At 71.1% G+C, this 16299-nt stretch carries 15 protein-coding genes; 11 read left to right on the plus strand and 4 right to left on the minus strand.

Annotated features, from left to right (window positions below):
- Positions 1-174 precede the first annotated feature (174 nt).
- The 6 genes from pyrR to pyrF are packed head-to-tail and all read left to right on the plus strand — an operon-like array spanning position 175 to position 8172.
- Complete coding sequence (gene pyrR / locus H9L21_RS07030; protein WP_439647307.1) at positions 175-732, plus strand: bifunctional pyr operon transcriptional regulator/uracil phosphoribosyltransferase PyrR; 558 nt, start codon at positions 175-177, stop codon at positions 730-732.
- Complete coding sequence (locus tag H9L21_RS07035) at positions 729-1661, plus strand: aspartate carbamoyltransferase catalytic subunit (protein ID WP_154595116.1); 933 nt, start codon at positions 729-731, stop codon at positions 1659-1661. Before pyrR ends, H9L21_RS07035 begins: the two co-directional genes overlap by 4 nt.
- Positions 1658-2935, plus strand: a complete 1278-nt coding sequence (locus H9L21_RS07040) for a dihydroorotase (RefSeq protein ID WP_154595115.1) — start codon at positions 1658-1660, stop codon at positions 2933-2935. The genes H9L21_RS07035 and H9L21_RS07040 overlap by 4 nt, the downstream gene beginning before the upstream one ends.
- Positions 2932-4056, plus strand: a complete 1125-nt coding sequence (carA, locus tag H9L21_RS07045; protein WP_187411890.1) for a glutamine-hydrolyzing carbamoyl-phosphate synthase small subunit — start codon at positions 2932-2934, stop codon at positions 4054-4056. The genes H9L21_RS07040 and carA overlap by 4 nt, the downstream gene beginning before the upstream one ends.
- Positions 4040-7354 (plus strand): carbamoyl-phosphate synthase large subunit, encoded by a 3315-nt coding sequence (carB, locus tag H9L21_RS07050; protein WP_187411891.1) that lies wholly within the window; start codon positions 4040-4042, stop codon positions 7352-7354. The genes carA and carB overlap by 17 nt, the downstream gene beginning before the upstream one ends.
- Entirely contained in the window at positions 7351-8172 is an 822-nt protein-coding gene (gene pyrF / locus H9L21_RS07055; protein WP_154595114.1) for an orotidine-5'-phosphate decarboxylase, read from the plus strand. The genes carB and pyrF overlap by 4 nt, the downstream gene beginning before the upstream one ends.
- On the opposite strand, the gene H9L21_RS07060 is transcribed toward pyrF, so the two are convergent.
- The 4 genes from H9L21_RS07060 to H9L21_RS07075 are packed head-to-tail and all read right to left on the minus strand — an operon-like array spanning position 8173 to position 13307.
- Entirely contained in the window at positions 8173-10623 is a 2451-nt protein-coding gene (locus H9L21_RS07060; RefSeq protein ID WP_187411892.1) for a CHAT domain-containing protein, read from the minus strand.
- Between the two features lie 7 nt (positions 10624-10630).
- Positions 10631-12259, minus strand: coding sequence for a S8/S53 family peptidase (locus H9L21_RS07065; protein WP_154595112.1), 1629 nt, complete (start codon positions 12257-12259; stop codon positions 10631-10633).
- A gap of 8 nt (positions 12260-12267) precedes the next feature.
- Positions 12268-12714, minus strand: coding sequence for a hypothetical protein (locus H9L21_RS07070; RefSeq protein ID WP_154595111.1), 447 nt, complete (start codon positions 12712-12714; stop codon positions 12268-12270).
- Positions 12711-13307, minus strand: coding sequence for an RNA polymerase sigma factor (locus H9L21_RS07075; RefSeq protein ID WP_255467395.1), 597 nt, complete (start codon positions 13305-13307; stop codon positions 12711-12713). The genes H9L21_RS07070 and H9L21_RS07075 overlap by 4 nt, the downstream gene beginning before the upstream one ends.
- A 103-nt stretch (positions 13308-13410) precedes the next feature.
- Between H9L21_RS07075 and H9L21_RS07080 the strand changes: the two genes are divergently transcribed.
- Genes H9L21_RS07080 through coaBC form a run of 5 tightly spaced genes read left to right on the plus strand, consistent with a single transcriptional unit; the run spans position 13411 to position 16292 of the window.
- The gene (locus H9L21_RS07080) at positions 13411-13842 is read left to right on the plus strand and encodes a hypothetical protein (RefSeq protein WP_154595109.1); all 432 of its coding nucleotides are present in this window, start codon (positions 13411-13413) and stop codon (positions 13840-13842) included.
- A 10-nt stretch (positions 13843-13852) separates the two neighbouring features.
- On the plus strand, positions 13853-14173 hold the full coding sequence (gene mihF / locus H9L21_RS07085) for an integration host factor, actinobacterial type (RefSeq protein WP_187411893.1): 321 nt from the start codon (positions 13853-13855) through the stop codon (positions 14171-14173).
- Positions 14166-14762 (plus strand): guanylate kinase, encoded by a 597-nt coding sequence (gene gmk, locus H9L21_RS07090; RefSeq protein WP_222865873.1) that lies wholly within the window; start codon positions 14166-14168, stop codon positions 14760-14762. The genes mihF and gmk overlap by 8 nt, the downstream gene beginning before the upstream one ends.
- Positions 14763-14788: 26 nt before the next feature.
- Entirely contained in the window at positions 14789-15079 is a 291-nt protein-coding gene (gene rpoZ / locus H9L21_RS07095; protein WP_187411894.1) for a DNA-directed RNA polymerase subunit omega, read from the plus strand.
- A 10-nt stretch (positions 15080-15089) separates the two neighbouring features.
- Positions 15090-16292 carry a bifunctional phosphopantothenoylcysteine decarboxylase/phosphopantothenate--cysteine ligase CoaBC gene (coaBC, locus tag H9L21_RS07100; RefSeq protein WP_154595107.1) on the plus strand — a complete coding sequence of 401 codons (1203 nt, stop codon included), beginning with the start codon at positions 15090-15092 and terminating at the stop codon, positions 16290-16292.
- The last annotated feature ends 7 nt before the right edge of the window (positions 16293-16299 follow it).

Below are 16299 nucleotides of genomic sequence, written 5' to 3' on the forward strand. Positions count from 1 at the left end.
TCGGAGACCAACGAGAACGACTCGCCGATCATGGGCCACCCGCGGGAATCCGGCGGGACGCATCTGTGGCCGTGGCGCACGGGGGACGGGTTCGCAAGGGCGATGGCGGGTCCCGGAGGGCGGGTGAGTCCGCACTGATAACCTCGACGAGAACCATCCTTTAACCACCGTCCTGTGAGGCGGAGAAGGAGGTCGGCTTTGAGCACCGTCATGGATGCCACCGACATCTCGCGTGCGCTGACACGCATCACCCACGAGATCCTCGAGCGAAATCGCGACGCCGAAGGCGTGGTGATCCTGGGGATTCCCACCCGCGGCGTCGAACTCGCCGAGCGGATCGCCGCGAAGATGGCCGAGGTCGAGGGGACCACCATCAAGCCCGGCGCTCTCGACGTCACGATGTACCGCGACGACCTGCGCCTGAAGGCACCCCGCGCGCTGGAGCGCACCAACGTCCCCGAGGACATCGACGGTCGCGTCGTCGTCCTGGTCGACGACGTGCTGATGAGCGGCCGCACGATCCGGGCCGCGCTCGACGCGCTCAGCGACCTCGGTCGCCCGAAGGCCGTGCAGCTGGCCGTCCTGGTCGACCGCGGCCACCGCGAGCTGCCGATCCGGGCCGACTTCGTCGGCAAGAACCTGCCCACGTCGAAGACCGAGAAGGTCCGCGTCCGGCTCACCGAGACCGACGGCGCCGCTGACTCGGTCTCGATCGAGGGGAGCGACGCATGAAGCACCTCCTGAGCGCCGGCGACCTGAGCCGCGACGAGGCCACCTTGATCCTCGACACCGCCGAGCAGCTGCTCAGCGTCGCGAAGCGGCCCATCAAGAAGCTGCCCACCCTGCGCGGCCGCACGATCGTCAACCTGTTCTTCGAGGACTCGACCCGTACGCGGATCAGCTTCGAGGCCGCGGCCAAGCGCCTCTCGGCCGACGTCATCAACTTCAGCGCCAAGGGCTCCAGCGTCAGCAAGGGGGAGTCCCTCAAGGACACCGCGCTGACCCTGCAGGCCATGGGCGCCGATGCGGTCGTCATCCGCCACCACGCCTCCGGCGCCCCGCACCGCCTCGCCACCTCCGAGTGGACGCGCGGCGCGGTGGTCAACGCCGGCGACGGCACCCACGAGCACCCCACGCAGGCGCTGCTCGACGCGTTCACGATGCGCTCGCGCCTGGGCGACCTCGAGGGCAAGAACGTCACGATCGTCGGCGACGTCCTGCACAGTCGCGTCGCCCGCTCGAACGCGCTGCTGCTCGACACGCTCGGTGCCAACGTCACGCTCGTCGCCCCTCCGACCCTGCTGCCGGTGGGCGTCGAGACCTGGCCCGTCCAGACCTCGTACAACCTCGACGCGAGCCTCGAGAAGGCCGACGCGGTGATGATGCTGCGCGTCCAGCGCGAGCGGATGAACGCCTCGTACTTCCCGAGCGCCCGCGAGTACAGCCGACGCTACGGGCTCGACGTCGCCCGCATGAACCGCCTGCCCGACCACGCCATCGTCATGCACCCCGGACCGATGAACCGCGGCATGGAGATCGGAGCCGACGTCGCCGACAGCGACCGGTCCGTCATCGTCGAGCAGGTCACCAACGGCGTCGCCGTCCGCATGGCCGTCCTGTACCTGCTGCTGGGCGGCGCCACCGAAGGAGAAACAGCATGAGCACCGTCATCAAGGGCGCCCGCATCCTGGGCGACGAGGTGGCCGACATCTTGATGGAGGGCGGTGTCATCACTCAGATCGGCACCGACCTGACCGGTGACGAGGTCGTCGACGCCGAGGGCCTCATCGCCCTGCCCGGCCTCGTCGACCTGCACACCCATCTGCGCGAGCCGGGCCGCGAGGACGCCGAGACCGTCCTCACCGGCACCCAGGCCGCCGCCAAGGGCGGCTTCACCTGCGTCTTCGCGATGGCCAACACCGAGCCCGTCGCCGACACCGCCGGCGTCGTCGAGCAGGTCTGGCGCCTCGGTCGCGAGCACGGCTACGCCGACGTCCAGCCCATCGGCGCCGTCACCGTCGGCCTGGCGGGGGAGCACCTCGCCGAGCTGGGCGCGATGGCCGACTCGGCCGCCCAGGTCCGCGTCTTCAGCGACGACGGCAAGTGCGTCAGCGACGCCGTCCTCATGCGCCGCGCCCTGGAGTACGTCAAGGCGTTCGACGGCGTCATCGCCCAGCACGCGCAGGAGCCGCGCCTCACCGAGGGCGCCCAGATGAACGAGGGCCCGCTCTCGGGGGAGCTCGGCCTCACCGGCTGGCCCGCGGTCGCCGAGGAGGCGATCATCGCCCGCGACGTCCTGCTGGCCGAGCACGTCGGCAGCCGCCTGCACGTGTGCCACCTGTCCACGCGCGGCTCGGTCGAGATCGTGCGCTGGGCCAAGAGCCGCGGCATCGACGTCACCGCCGAGGTCACGCCCCACCACCTGCTGCTCGACGACGAACTGGTCCGCAGCTACGACCCGATCTACAAGGTCAACCCGCCGCTGCGCAGCAAGGACGACGTCCTCGCCGTCCGCGAGGGCCTGGCCGACGGCACGATCGACATCGTCGCCACCGACCACGCCCCGCACCCCATGGAGGACAAGGAGTGCGAGTGGCAGGCCGCGGCCTTCGGCATGATCGGCCTCGAGACCGCGCTGTCGATCGTGCAGCAGACCATGGTCGACACCGGCGCCCTCACCTGGGCCCGCGTCGCCGAGGTGATGAGCGCCAATCCGGCGCGCATCGGCCGAGCCACCACCCACGGCCGCCCGCTGGCGATCGGCGAGCCCGCCCACGTGGTGCTCTACGACCCGACGGCGAAGCGTACGATCGAGCCCGCCGACACCGCGAGCCTCTCGCGCAACACACCGTACGCCGGAAGGGAACTTCCCGGCCGCGTGGTCGCGACGTTCCTCGCCGGCAAGCCCACCGTCCTGGAAGGAAAGCTGCAGTGACGTTCACCCCCGCCATCCTCGTGCTCGAGGACGGACGCACCTTCCGCGGCCGCTCCTACGGCGCGACCGGCACCACCATCGCCGAGATCGTCTTCAACACCGGCATGACCGGCTACCAGGAGACGCTCACCGACCCGTCGTACCGCGGCCAGATCGTCGTCATGACGGCCCCGCACATCGGCAACACCGGCGCCAACCCCGAGGACTTCGAGTCCGGCCGGGTCTGGGTCGACGGCTACGTCGTGCGCGACCCCGCCCGCCAGCGCTCCAACTGGCGCTCCGACCGCACCCTCGACGAGCTGCTCGCCGAGCAGGGCGTCGTCGGCATCAGCGGCATCGACACCCGCGCCCTGACGCGCCACCTGCGCGAGCGCGGCTCCATGCGCGCCGGCATCAGCACCGAGGTCCTCGACCCCGAGCAGCTGCTCGAGCAGGTGCAGCAGGCGCCGGGCATGACCGGCTCGAACTACCTCGCCGACGTCACCGTCCCCGAGGCGCACGTCGTCCCGGCCGAGGGTGAGAAGAAGTACACGGTCGTCGCGCTCGACCTGGGCATCAAGGGCATGACCCCCAAGCTCATGGCCAAGCGCGGCATCGAGGTGCACGTGCTGCCCGCCACGGCCTCGCTCGACGAGGTCCTCGCGATCGAGCCCGACGGCGTCTTCATGTCGAACGGCCCCGGCGACCCGGCCACCGCCGACCACCAGGTCGAACTGGTCCAGGGCGTCCTCGAGCGTGGCACGCCGTACTTCGGCATCTGCCTGGGCAACCAGATCTTCGGCCGCGCCCTCGGACGCGGCACCTACAAGCTCAAGTACGGACACCGCGGCGTCAACCAGCCGGTGCAGGACCGCACGACGGGCAAGGTCGAGATCACCGCGCACAACCACGGGTTCGCCGTGGACGCGCCGCTCGACGAGGACTTCGAGACGCCCTTCGGGCCGGCTCGGGTCACCCACGTGTGCCTGAACGACGACGTCGTCGAGGGCATCGCCCTGCTGGACCAGCCCGGGTTCAGCGTCCAGTACCACCCCGAGGCCGCCGCGGGTCCGCACGACGCCGGCTACCTCTTCGACCGCTTCACCGACCTCATGGAGGCAGCTCGTGCCGAAGCGCACTGACATCGAGTCCGTTCTCGTCATCGGGTCCGGCCCGATCGTCATCGGCCAGGCGGCCGAGTTCGACTACTCCGGCACCCAGGCCTGCCGCGTCCTGCGCGAGGAGGGCCTGCGGGTCATCTTGGTCAACTCCAACCCGGCCACGATCATGACCGACCCGGAGTTCGCCGACGCCACGTACGTCGAGCCGATCACGCCCGAGTACGTCGAGAAGGTCATCGCCGCGGAGCGTCCCGACGCCCTGCTGGCCACCCTGGGCGGCCAGACCGCCCTCAACGCGGCCATCGAGCTGGACAAGCGCGGCATCCTCGAGAAGTACGGCGTCGAGCTGATCGGCGCGTCCATCGACGCGATCGAGAAGGGCGAGAACCGCGAGTCGTTCAAGCGGATCGTCGAGGGCCTGCCGGCCGAGTGGGGCGCCGAGGTCGCCAAGTCCGTCATCTGCCACACGATGGCCGAGTGCGAGGCCGGCGTCGAGGAGCTCGGCGGCTACCCGGTCGTCGTTCGTCCGTCGTTCACGATGGGCGGCTCCGGCTCCGGCCTGGCGTACGACCACGAGGACCTGCTGCGCATCGCCGGCAGCGGCCTGGCGCTCAGCCCCACCACCGAGGTGCTCCTCGAGGAGTCGATCCTCGGCTGGAAGGAGTACGAGCTCGAGGTCATGCGCGACACCGCCGACAACGTGGTGATCGTCTGCTCGATCGAGAACCTCGACCCGATGGGCGTCCACACCGGCGACTCGATCACCGTCGCCCCGGCCATGACGCTGACCGACGTCGAGTACCAGCGCCTGCGCGACATCTCGATCGGCGTCATCCGCGAGGTCGGCGTCGACACCGGCGGCTGCAACATCCAGTTCGCGGTCAACCCCGAGGACGGCCGCATCGTCGTCATCGAGATGAACCCCCGCGTCTCGCGCTCCTCGGCGCTGGCGTCGAAGGCCACCGGCTTCCCGATCGCCAAGATCGCCGCCAAGGTCGCCATCGGCTACACGCTCGACGAGATCCCCAACGACATCACGCAGGAGACCCCGGCCAGCTTCGAGCCGAGCCTGGACTACGTCGTCGTCAAGGTGCCGCGGTTCGCGTTCGAGAAGTTCCCGGCCGCCGACGCCACGCTGACGACGCACATGAAGTCCGTCGGCGAGGCCATGGCGATCGGCCGCAACTTCACCGAGGCCCTGCAGAAGGCGCTGCGCTCGCTCGACCGGCCCGCCGCCGCGTTCTCGTGGGAGCGCGAGTGGGTCGACCTGGACAAGGACGACCTGCTGCAGCGCGCCTCCGTGCCGCACGACGGCCGGCTCAAGCTGGTCATGGACGCGCTGCGTGCCGGCGCCACCGCCGACGAGGTCTTCGAGGCCACTCGCATCGACCCGTGGTTCGTCGACCAGTTGGCGCTGCTCAACGAGGTCGCGGCCGAGCTGACGGCGGCCGAGCGGCTGACGCCCGACCTGCTGCGCCACGCCAAGCGCCACGGCTTCTCCGACGCGCAGATCGGTCGCATCCGCGGCATGTCCGAGGACGTTGTCCGCGGCGTCCGGCACGCCCTGGGCGTCCGTCCGGTCTACAAGACCGTCGACACCTGCGCGGCCGAGTTCGCGGCCAAGACGCCGTACCACTACTCGTCCTACGACGAGGAGACCGAGGTCGAGCCGCGTGAGCGTCCGGCGGTGCTGATCCTGGGCTCCGGCCCGAACCGCATCGGCCAGGGCATCGAGTTCGACTACTCGTGCGTCCACGCGTCGCTCGCGCTGTCCGATGCCGGGTACGAGACCGTCATGGTCAACTGCAACCCCGAGACCGTCTCGACCGACTACGACACGAGCGACCGGCTGTACTTCGAGCCGCTGACGCTCGAGGACGTGCTCGAGGTCGTGCACGCCGAGTCGCAGGCCGGCCCCATCGCGGGCGTCGTCGTGCAGCTCGGCGGCCAGACTCCGCTGGGCCTCGCAGCCGGGCTCAAGGCCAACGGCGTGCCCGTCGTGGGCACCCAGCCCGAGGCGATCGACCTGGCCGAGGAGCGCGGTGCCTTCGGCCGCGTCCTGGCCGAGGCCGGTCTGCCCGCACCCAAGCACGGCACCGCCACCACGTTCGACGGTGCCAAGCGCATCGCCGACGAGATCGGCTACCCGGTCCTGGTGCGCCCGTCCTACGTGCTCGGCGGCCGCGGTATGGAGATCGTGTACGACGAGGAGTCGCTCTCGTCCTACATCGAGAACGCCACCGAGATCTCGCCCGACCGGCCCGTGCTGGTCGACCGCTTCCTCGACGACGCGGTGGAGATCGACGTCGACGCGCTGTTCGACGGCGAGGAGCTGTTCCTCGGCGGCGTCATGGAGCACATCGAGGAGGCCGGGGTCCACTCCGGCGACTCGGCGTGCGCCCTGCCCCCGATCACCCTGGGCAGTCTCGAGATCGACCGGATCCGCGCCTCGACCGAGGCGATCGCCCGCGGTGTCGGCGTCCACGGCCTGCTGAACATCCAGTTCGCGCTCAGCTCGGACACGCTCTACGTGCTCGAGGCCAACCCGCGCGCCTCGCGCACCGTGCCGTTCGTCTCCAAGGCGACCGCGACGCCGCTGGCCAAGGCCGCCGCCCGGATCATGCTCGGCGAGTCCATCGCCGACCTGCGCACCGCCGGTGTCCTGCCCGCCGAGGGTGACGGAGGCCGACTGCCGGCCACCGCGCCGATCGCGGTCAAGGAGGCGGTCATGCCGTTCAACCGCTTCCGGACCTACGACGGTCGATATGTCGACACGTTGCTCGGCCCCGAGATGCGCTCGACCGGCGAGGTCATGGGCATCGACGCCTCGTTCGGCTCGGCGTTCGCCAAGAGCCAGTCCGCGTCCGGTCCGCAGAACGGCCTGCCCACCTCGGGCACGGTGTTCGTGTCGGTGGCCAACCGCGACAAGCGCCACATGATCTTCCCGATCAAGCGTCTGGCCGATCTCGGCTTCGAGATCCTGGCCACCAGCGGCACGGCCGAGGTCCTGCAGCGCAACGGCGTCCAGGCCACGGTCCTGCGCAAGCTGCACGAGGAGGGCTCGACCGGCAGCACCGTGGTCGAGAAGATCAACGACCGCGAGGTCCAGCTGATCGTCAACACCCCGCACGGCCTGGGCAGCGGTGTGAACGCGCGCATCGACGGCTACGAGATCCGCACGGCCGCCGTGGCCGAGGGCATCCCGTGCCTCACGACGGTGCAGGCGCTCGCCGCCGCGGTCCAGGGCATCGAGGCCGAGATCGCCGGCAGCATCGGCGTCCGCTCGCTGCAGTCCTGGGCGGAGACGGTGACGCGATGAGCTTCGGCAGTCGCGCCCAGGTGGCGATGCAGGCGTACGGTCCGCTGTGCGTCGGCATCGACCCCCACCCTCATCTGCTCGAGGAGTGGGGGCTGGAGGACTCGGTCGAGGGACTCGATCGGTTCGCCGCCACCTGCGTCGAGGCGTTCGCCGGCAAGGTCGCGTTCGTGAAGCCGCAGTCGGCCTTCTTCGAGCGCTTCGGCGCCCGCGGCGTCGCCATCCTCGAGCGCACGCTGCAGGACCTGCGGCACACCGGGTCGTTGACGATCCTGGACGTCAAGCGCGGGGACATCGGCAGCACCACCGAGGCCTACGCCGACGCCTACCTCGACGACGACGCCCCGATGGCCGCCGACGCGATCACCGTCAGCCCGTACCTGGGCTTCGGGTCGCTGACGCCGTTCTTCGCGGCCGCCGAGAAGAACGACGCCGGCGTGTTCGTGCTGGCGTTCACCTCGAACCCCGAGGCGATCCGCCTGCAGACCGCGACGACCTCGTCGGGGATGACGGTCGGCGACCAGACCCTGGCCCAGTTGGCGCTGGCCAACGAGGGTGCCGAGCCGATGGGCTCCTTCGGTGCCGTCATCGGGGCGCGCGTGGCCCACGTCGACGCGCGGCGCCTGGACATCAACGGGCCGATCCTGGTGCCGGGCTTCGGCGCCCAGGGCGGCACGGTCGAGCACCTGCGCGAGCTGTTCGGGTCGGTCCTCGACTCGATCATCCCCAGCACCTCCCGCGAGGTGCTGGCGAAGGGCCCCGACGTCATCGCGCTGCGTGCCGCTGCCGCTGCGGCGAACGACTCGCTGTCCCTGCTCTAGTCACCAGCCGGCGCCGAAGCAGACGAACGAGGTCGGCCGGTCGGCCGTGGCCTCGGCCAGCGCGACGGCCGGGGGAGTGCCACCGGCCATGAGCCGGTGTACGTCCTGCAGGAGCTCGCAGGCCTCGTCGTCGGCGACGGCGGCCGGCGAGGCGATGACGCAGCGGGCGCCCGCGTGCAGCCATGCGTTGACCATGCCGAGCGACTCCTCGGCCCAGCGCTGGGTCGAGCGGCCCACCTCACAGGCCGAGAGGATCACCACGTCGGGCACTCGGGCCAGTTCGTCGAGGTCGTAGCCGAAGAGGGGGCCGTCGGCCAGCCGGAGACCCGAGAAGAGGGGGTTCTCCACCGCGTGGCGGCCATGCGCGGAGATGTGCAGCAGGTCGACCTGTCCCGCGGCGGCCAAGGTGGCGGCGACCGTCGCTGCGTCGTCGGTGAGCGTCACTGCTCGCGGCCATCGCGCCGCCGACTGCTTGACCTCCTCCATGGCGCGGACCACCTCGGGCCCGGCCACGAAGGCTGCTCGGCGCGGCTGCGGCAGGCCGCGGGTGGCCAGCCAGCGGGTGGCCGCGGAGGCGACCGTGACGGGCCGTCCCGCGAAGCCGGGAAGCATCGACCACGGGATGCCGGCGAGGACGCCGGCCTGGGTGACGACGACGCGCCGATCGCCGACCCGGTCGAGGAGCGGCGCGACCAGCGCATCGCCCACCTCACCCAGACGACGCAGCAGACCTGCCCGCACCACGCGAGCGATGGCGTCACCGGAGCGCCCTGCGCTGACGTCGAGGTCCGCACGCAGGCCGCCGAGCAGGCGCAGGATCGGACCGGACGCGCCCAGGTCGACCACGGATCGGGCCGCATCGGTGACGACGAGGGCGCTGATCCGCGCGGCGCCGTCCCACACGTAGCTGACCAGGGCGCTGTCGTGACCGAGCGCCCGTTCGAGGTCGTCGAGCGCGCAGATCTCGTTCACCTCGCCGGAGCCCGCGTCCAGCCACGCCCGTTGCCGGACGCGCTCGCGCAGGTTCTCGAGTCGCCGGGCCGCGCTCGTGTCCGGTTCGGGCTCGGCCACGGTCAGCGCACGGATCTCCATCAGGTCTGCGGCCGTGGCGCCGTCGCGGGGCGGTCGCACGGGAACGACCCGTGTCGTCAGCGCCCGGGCGCGCTCCGACCACTCGAAGACCAGCTCGGGCGATCCGCCGTCCAGCGTCAGGCGGATGCCCGATGCGGCGAGTCCGCGGCCGTGGCCGACCACCGAGCTCATCATGTCGAGGCTGCCGAACGTCGACTGCCAGTCGTGGAGGAGACCCAGCCCCGCGCGCAGGTGCGCCAAGGCGTCGTCACGGGACCCCTCAGCCAGTGCGAGATCGGCCATCGCGGCCCGCTCGAGCAGCCGCTCGGTGAGGGAGTCGGTGCTGGTGGTGCGGCTGCGCTGCATCCGCGTCCGTGCCGCGGTCAGGTCGCCCACGGCGATCGCGGCGCGGGCAGCGTTGAGATCGAGCAACTGTGCCTCGTGATCGAGGCGGCGCTCGCGCAGGGCGGCAGCCAACCGGTCCGTCTCCGGCAACCAGGCCGCGGGCACGGTGGCGATGCGCGCCTGCGCGACCGCCTCGAGGATCTCGGCGCGAAGAGCCCATGACTCGCTCCCGATCCGGCGCAGTCGCTGTGCCGTGAGGCGCGCGAGTCGCCGGGACCGCTGCGGGTCCGTGGCCAGCAGGGCTCGGGCGGCGACCAGGTCGCACTCCGCCCGCATCTGGTGGTGGCGGTGTCGTCCCAGGATCGCGGCGCTGGCCTCCAGCAGGCCGATCGCCTCGCTGGCCATGCCGGCATTGAGCAGTGCCTCGGCCCGGTCCTGGTCGACGAGCGCCAGCGCCACCTGCGAGCCCTCGGCCAGGACGGGACGTGCCGCCTCCATCAGGCGCAGTGCGGTGGCGAGGTCCCACCGGCGCATCGCCGCATAACCGCTGTTGTGCTGCGCCGTCGCGTGGCCCACCGCGTCGCCGAGTTGCTGGAAGGCGGCAGCGGCGCGGGCGAAGTCGCGCTCGGCCGCGGCGAAGTCGCCGAGTCGCAGCCGGACGACACCCAGATCGTTGAGGCTGTTGGCGAGCTCCAAGGACGCGTCGGGCAGGTGGTCGATCGACTGCTCGTAGAGCGCCAAGGATCGGTCGTACTCGCCGCGCCGCTGGTGCAGCGCCGCCTCCTGGCTCGTGATGAGCGCGGTGACCTGCGGCGAGTCGACGCCGAGGCCATGGGCCTGCCCGCACAGTTCGAGACCTGTCTCGGGCTCGCCCAGCTCCGTCACTGCCAGGGCCAGGCTGACCAGGATCCGCGCCTGCAACTCCAGCGACGGGTCGCGGGTCAGGGCGCGCTGGAACTCACGGCGTGCCGAGGCGTACCGCCACTGGTGGAGGTGTTCGAGCCCCCGACGGTGCAGCTCCTGCGCGGTGAGCATGCCTCCATCATGGTCGAGCGGCGACGAGCTTGGCCACGACCGACGCGTTCTGCTGGACGATCTCCTCGGCCGGACGTTCAGGTGCGTCGGGTGGCGGCAGTTCGCGGCTGAGACGCTGGGCGAGCTCCGCCGCGAACACGGGGGCGGCGAACGAGGTCCCGCTCCACACGGCGAAACCGCCTCGGTAGTCGTCCGGGTCGATCGCCTCGCGGACCCGCGAGCCATGGCGGATCCGAGCGACGGGCTCGAGTCCGCCCTGGAACGGTGGCACGGTGCTGACCAGGGACGAGCCGGGGCGATGCACGGCGACCCAGGGCCCGGCGTTCGAGTACAGCGCGTCGGTGACGGCGTTCGGGTTGAGCGCGCCCACCGCCACGATCGGAGTGCTGCGGGGGTCGTGGACCACGATCTGGTCGGCGCCGTCCCACGGCGCGAACGCCGCCGGGAACATCGGGCGAGTGGTGGCGTCGTTGCCCGACGAGCAGACGACGACGGTTCCGGTCCGGCCGATCGCGGCGAGGATCTCGTAGAGCGTCGGGTCGAAGAGGTGGTCGACCGGCGTCTCGTGGTAGTACCCGAACGAGAGGTTGAGGACGTCGAGGTCGAGTCCGCCACCGGTGTCGCCGAGGCGCACCAGCTGGGCGATCCGCATGAGCACCGTCGCGAGGTCGGACTCGGGCGTGGTGCCGTCGGAGTCCAGGACCCGCCACCAGTGGATGTCGGCGTCGGGCGCACCCTGATGGAGCAGACCGACGATGAACGTGCCGTGACCGGAGGCCTCGTCGAGCGAGCCGTCCAGCGGTCCGGAGACGTCACCCACGGACTCGGGGTCGGTGGCCGTGTCGGTCCGACCGATCGTCGCGCCCGGCAACAGCCCGCTGCCGTCGTGCACGGCGACGGTGAACCAGGGATGGGCCCCGCAGCCCGTGTCGACCACTCCGATCCGGGCGCGACGCGGCCCGTCGGGGTCGTCCGGGGCACGCCCCGGAGCCGGGCCGACGTACGAGACGGGTTGACGGCCCCCGCTGCCCTGGTCGGCGTACGAGTCGACTCCGTTGCCTCGCGTCAGGGGATTGCCTCGGGTCAACGGGTTGCCCCGGGTGAGCGGGTTGCCCCGCGTGAGGGGGTTCCCGCGGGTGAGCGGCGAGGTCGACAGGACGTGGTCCAGGCCGATGCCCCGCAGCAGGTCGCCGTCCGGCGAGCTGGCGCGCGCCGCCTGCAGGAGCGTCCAGGCGTCCGGCGGGCGCGTGGGGGAGTTCTGGGTGGCCGAGATGACCACCCGGGCGAGGCCGAGCACACCGGCGGCCCACGGGTAGCGCTCGAGGCGCTCGCGACGCTCCTGGGGTGACTCGTCGAGCGTGATGCGGGGGAAGTCGGGGTCCTCCTCGACGAGCCAGTCGAACGCCCGCGCGGCATCGCGCAACAGGGCGATCGCCGCGTCGACGTCGATCAGCGTCGACACCAGGAGCCGGGTGCTGAGGTAGGCGGTCGGGTTCGCCCGCACACCGTCGACCAGCGCCCCGGACTCGGCCGCGAGCAGGCGGCCCTGCTCCTCGGCGATCGATCGGGCGCGCGTCCAGTCGTCGAACGACTCGAACCGCGGGGTCCGGCGGTGGCCGTTGTCCTCGGGGGCCATGGTGCTCCTCAGATCTCGAAGGTCGGGGTGGCGAGGTTGTCGCGGTCCGCGACCTCGAACCAGATGCGCACCAGGCCGGCGGGCACCTCGTCGAACTCGAACCGTCCGGCGACGAGGTCGGCCGTCAGGGCATCGTCTCCGCGCTGGAGCCGGGCCCCGCCGTCGTGGGCCGGGGTGACCCAGCCGTCGATGCGGCGGGTGTCGGACGTCGGTCCCTCGGTCACGCGCACCAACACCGTGACGTCGTCGTAGGCGAACTCGATCGTGAGCGGGCCGGAGCCGCGCGTGCCGACCAGTGCCGTGCTGCGGTTGACCAGGCTCAGCAACTCGTACTCGTTGTCGAGGTCCTCGGCGGCGATCACGGCGATCATGGCGTCGGCCAGGTGCGCCGGCGGCGGGTCGATGGCCTCGTACATGGCCCGGAGGTCGCTGAAGACCGGTTCGCGTTCAGTCATGACGAGGCCCCCTTGGCGATGACGGACTTGAGCTTCTCGAGGCAGCGGCGCCGCGTCGGGCCGATGCTGCCCACGGGCATGCCGAGGTCCTCGGAGATGTGGTGGTAGTCGGGCCGGTCGTCGAACGCGATCACCCGCAACAACCGCTGGCACCGTTCGTTCAGCTGCGCGACCGCGTGCCAGAGCCGATGGTTCTCGTCGGCCTCGACGGCCTCGGACTCGGCGGCGCGCGTGGTCGGCAGGACCGGCGCCAGCACCTCGTCGTCGGTGGCGTCCTCGCGGCGGTTGCGCGTGGCGACGCGCCACGCCTGGCGCCGGGCGGTGATGATCAACCACGACGCCACGGCGCGGGGGTTCTCGACCGCATCGGCCTTGCGCACCAGGGTCAGCCAGGTGAACTGGATGACGTCCTCGCAGACGTCCTCATCGAGCCGGTAGGCGCGGACCACGTGCCACAGCACCGGGGTCATCTCGCGCACGAGCTCGTCGATCGCTGCTCGGTCTCCGTCACGCCAGCGTGCGAAGGCCTCACCGGAGCGGATCCACGGGCCGTCGTCGGCTTCTGCTGGTTCGTGTGACTTGCTGTCGGTCACAGGTTTCATTGTGCGCACATCCGGGACGAGTCGAGAAGGGGTCGGCCTGATACACGCCGACACGGAGCGCTGTCCAATCGACCCGCGCAGGTAGCCTGTCGGGGTGCGACGACCCATCCTGATGCTCTGCCTGGTCCTCGGTCTCGGCACGGTGGCGGGGTGCTCCGGTGGCGGTCCGTACTGCGACGCGATCGACGAGGCCAAGGAGCCGTTGACCTCCTTCGGCAAGCAGACCGACACCGCCTTCGCCTCGTACGCCGAGGTCACGCAGGACATCGCCGAGGTCGCACCGGCGGAGGTCAAGAAGGAGTGGCAGGCGATCGCCAAGGCCACCCGCAGGGTCGTCGTCGCGCACCGCAAGGCCGACTTCCGCCTCCAGGACATGAAGGACGAGGTGAAGGTGAACGCGTTGTCCAAGGAGGACATCGACCGCATCACCGCGGCCCACGAGGCCTTCAACGACACGAAGTCCCAGCGGGTCACGGTCGTCGAGAACGTGGACGCCGAGTGCGGCATCGACCTGTCCCAGAAGTGAGGAGTTGATCGTGGCACTGCCCGAACTGACCGACGAACAGCGCCGCCAGGCGCTGGCCAAGGCTGCCGAGGCGCGCCAGGTGCGCGCCGAGGTGAAGAACCGGCTGCGTCACTCCGGTGCCTCGGTCGCCCAGGTGCTCGCCGAGGCCGAGCGCAACGAGGCGATCGCCAAGATCAAGGTGCTCGACCTGCTGCAGAGCATCCCGGGCATCGGCAAGCTGACCGCCCAGCAGATCATGGACGACCTCAAGATCGCCCAGAGCCGGCGCCTGCGCGGCCTCGGGGCCAACCAGGCCAAGGGCCTCATCGCCGAGATCGCCCGTCGTGGCTGACCGGCACGGGGCCGTGCGCGGCCGACTGATCGTCCTGGCCGGCCCGACCGCCGTCGGCAAGGGCACCGTGGCGGCGTGGGTGCGCGAGCACCACCCCGAGATCTGGATGTCGGTCTCGGCGACGACGCGTCCGCCGCGCCCCGGCGAGATCGACGGCAAGCACTACCACTTCGTCTCGAACGAGGAGTTCGACCGGCTGGTCGCCACCGACGGTCTGCTCGAGTGGGCCGTCGTCCACGGGGTCAACCGCTACGGCACCCCGCGCGCCGCGGTCGAGGCGAAACTGGCCGAGGGCGAGTCGGTCCTGCTCGAGATCGACCTGCAGGGCGCTCGCCAGGTGCGCGAGCACATGCCCGAGGCGTACCTGGTGTTCCTGGCACCGCCCAGCTGGGAGGAACTGGTCAAGCGCCTCGTCGGGCGCGGCACCGAGACCGAGGCCGAGCGCGAGCGACGCCTGGAGACGGCGCGCGAGGAGTTGGCGGCGGTCTCGGAGTTCGACACCACCATCGTCAACACCGAAGTCGATGAAGCGGGGCGCGAGTTGGTAGACTTGTTCAGATCCCACCCGACGGCCGACCCTGCCGGGTGACCCCACCACACTTCTGGAGATTCTGAGTGTCCACGACACGTTCTGCTGCCGAAGGCATCACCAACCCGCCGATCGACGACCTGCTCGAGAAGGCGGACTCCAAGTACAAGCTGGTCCTGTACAGCGCCAAGCGCGCCCGTCAGATCAACGCCTACTACTCCCAGCTGGGCGAGGGCCTGCTCGAGTACGTCGGCCCGCTGCTCGAGACGCAGGTCCAGGAGAAGCCCCTGTCGATCGCGCTGCGCGAGATCAACGCCGGCCTGCTGACCGTCGAGGACATCACGCCCGACGCCGCCGCGTCCACCGACGAGGCCTGAGCCTCTCGCGATGAGTCGCATCGTCCTCGGCGTCACCGGAGGCGTCGCCGTCTACAAGGCGGCGCTGCTGCTGCGGCTCTTCACCGAGGCGGGGCACGACGTCCGCGTCGTCCCCACCGATGCCGCACTCGAGTTCGTCGGCGCGCCGACGTGGGAGGCGCTGTCGGGCCACCCGGTCCAGACCGGCGTCTTCGAGAACGTCCCCGAGGTCCCGCACGTCAAGCTCGGCCAGACCGCTGACCTCGTCGTCGTGGTGCCGGCCACCGCCAACACCCTGGCGCGGGCCGCCCACGGACTGGCCGACGACCTGTTGACCAACACCTTGCTGACGGCGCGGTGTCCGGTGGTCATGGCCCCGGCCATGCACACCGAGATGTGGCAGCACCCGGCCACCGTCGCCAACGTCGAGACGCTGCGTGAGCGCGGCGTCCTGGTGATCGACCCCGACTCCGGGCGCCTCACCGGCACCGACACCGGTCCGGGACGCCTGCCCGATCCCGAGGCGATCTTCGCCTTCTGCCTGCAGGTCCTGCACGGGCGTCCGCGCGATCTCGCCGGCCGGCACGTCGTCGTCTCGGCCGGCGGCACCCGCGAGTTCCTCGATCCGGTGCGCTTCCTGGGCAACCGGTCGTCGGGCCGCCAGGGGATCGCCCTGGCCGAGGCCGCGCTGGCCCGCGGCGCCTCCGTCACGCTCGTCGCCGCCAACGTCAGCCTCGACGTCCCGGCCGGTGCCGAGGTCGTGCGTGTCGTCACGACCGCCGAGCTGCGCGAGGCGATGCTCAAGGCCTCCGCGTCGGCCGACGCCGTCGTCATGGCGGCCGCCCCGGCCGACTTCCGGCCCGTCTCGATGGCCGACGCCAAGATCAAGAAGCAGGCCGACGGCGTCGCGCCCACGATCGAGCTGACCGAGAATCCCGACATCCTCGTCGAACTCGTGCGCACCCGCACGGGGCGATCCCCGGTCATCGCCGGCTTCGCCGCCGAGACCGGCGACGCGAACGGCACGGTCCTGGACCACGCCCGCGCCAAGTTGGCCCGCAAGGGCTGCGACCTGCTCGTGGTCAACGACGTCGGATCCGAGCGCGTGTTCGGGCGCCCCGACAACGAAGTCACCATCTTGTCCGACGATGGATCCGAGCAGCCGGTGCCCCGGGCGGCGAAGGGCGAAATCGCCCACGCCATCTGGGACGCGGTCGTCCAACGGGTGGAATGAACCGGGC

It is taken from the genome of Aeromicrobium senzhongii (assembly GCF_014334735.1).
GTDB classification, from domain to species: domain Bacteria; phylum Actinomycetota; class Actinomycetes; order Propionibacteriales; family Nocardioidaceae; genus Aeromicrobium; species Aeromicrobium senzhongii.

What these genes read in the sequence shown, in the direction of transcription:
- H9L21_RS07040 (WP_154595115.1), top strand. Translation starts at nt 1,658, where the DNA reads ATGAGCACCGTCATCAAGGGCGCCCGCATCCTGGGCGACGAGGTGGCC.
- H9L21_RS07070 (WP_154595111.1), bottom strand. Translation starts at nt 12,714, where the DNA reads ATGACTGAACGCGAACCGGTCTTCAGCGACCTCCGGGCCATGTACGAG.
- pyrF (WP_154595114.1), top strand. Translation starts at nt 7,351, where the DNA reads ATGAGCTTCGGCAGTCGCGCCCAGGTGGCGATGCAGGCGTACGGTCCG.
- H9L21_RS07060 (WP_187411892.1), bottom strand. Translation starts at nt 10,623, where the DNA reads ATGCTCACCGCGCAGGAGCTGCACCGTCGGGGGCTCGAACACCTCCAC.
- H9L21_RS07035 (WP_154595116.1), top strand. Translation starts at nt 729, where the DNA reads ATGAAGCACCTCCTGAGCGCCGGCGACCTGAGCCGCGACGAGGCCACC.
- coaBC (WP_154595107.1), top strand. Translation starts at nt 15,090, where the DNA reads ATGAGTCGCATCGTCCTCGGCGTCACCGGAGGCGTCGCCGTCTACAAG.
- H9L21_RS07065 (WP_154595112.1), bottom strand. Translation starts at nt 12,259, where the DNA reads ATGGCCCCCGAGGACAACGGCCACCGCCGGACCCCGCGGTTCGAGTCG.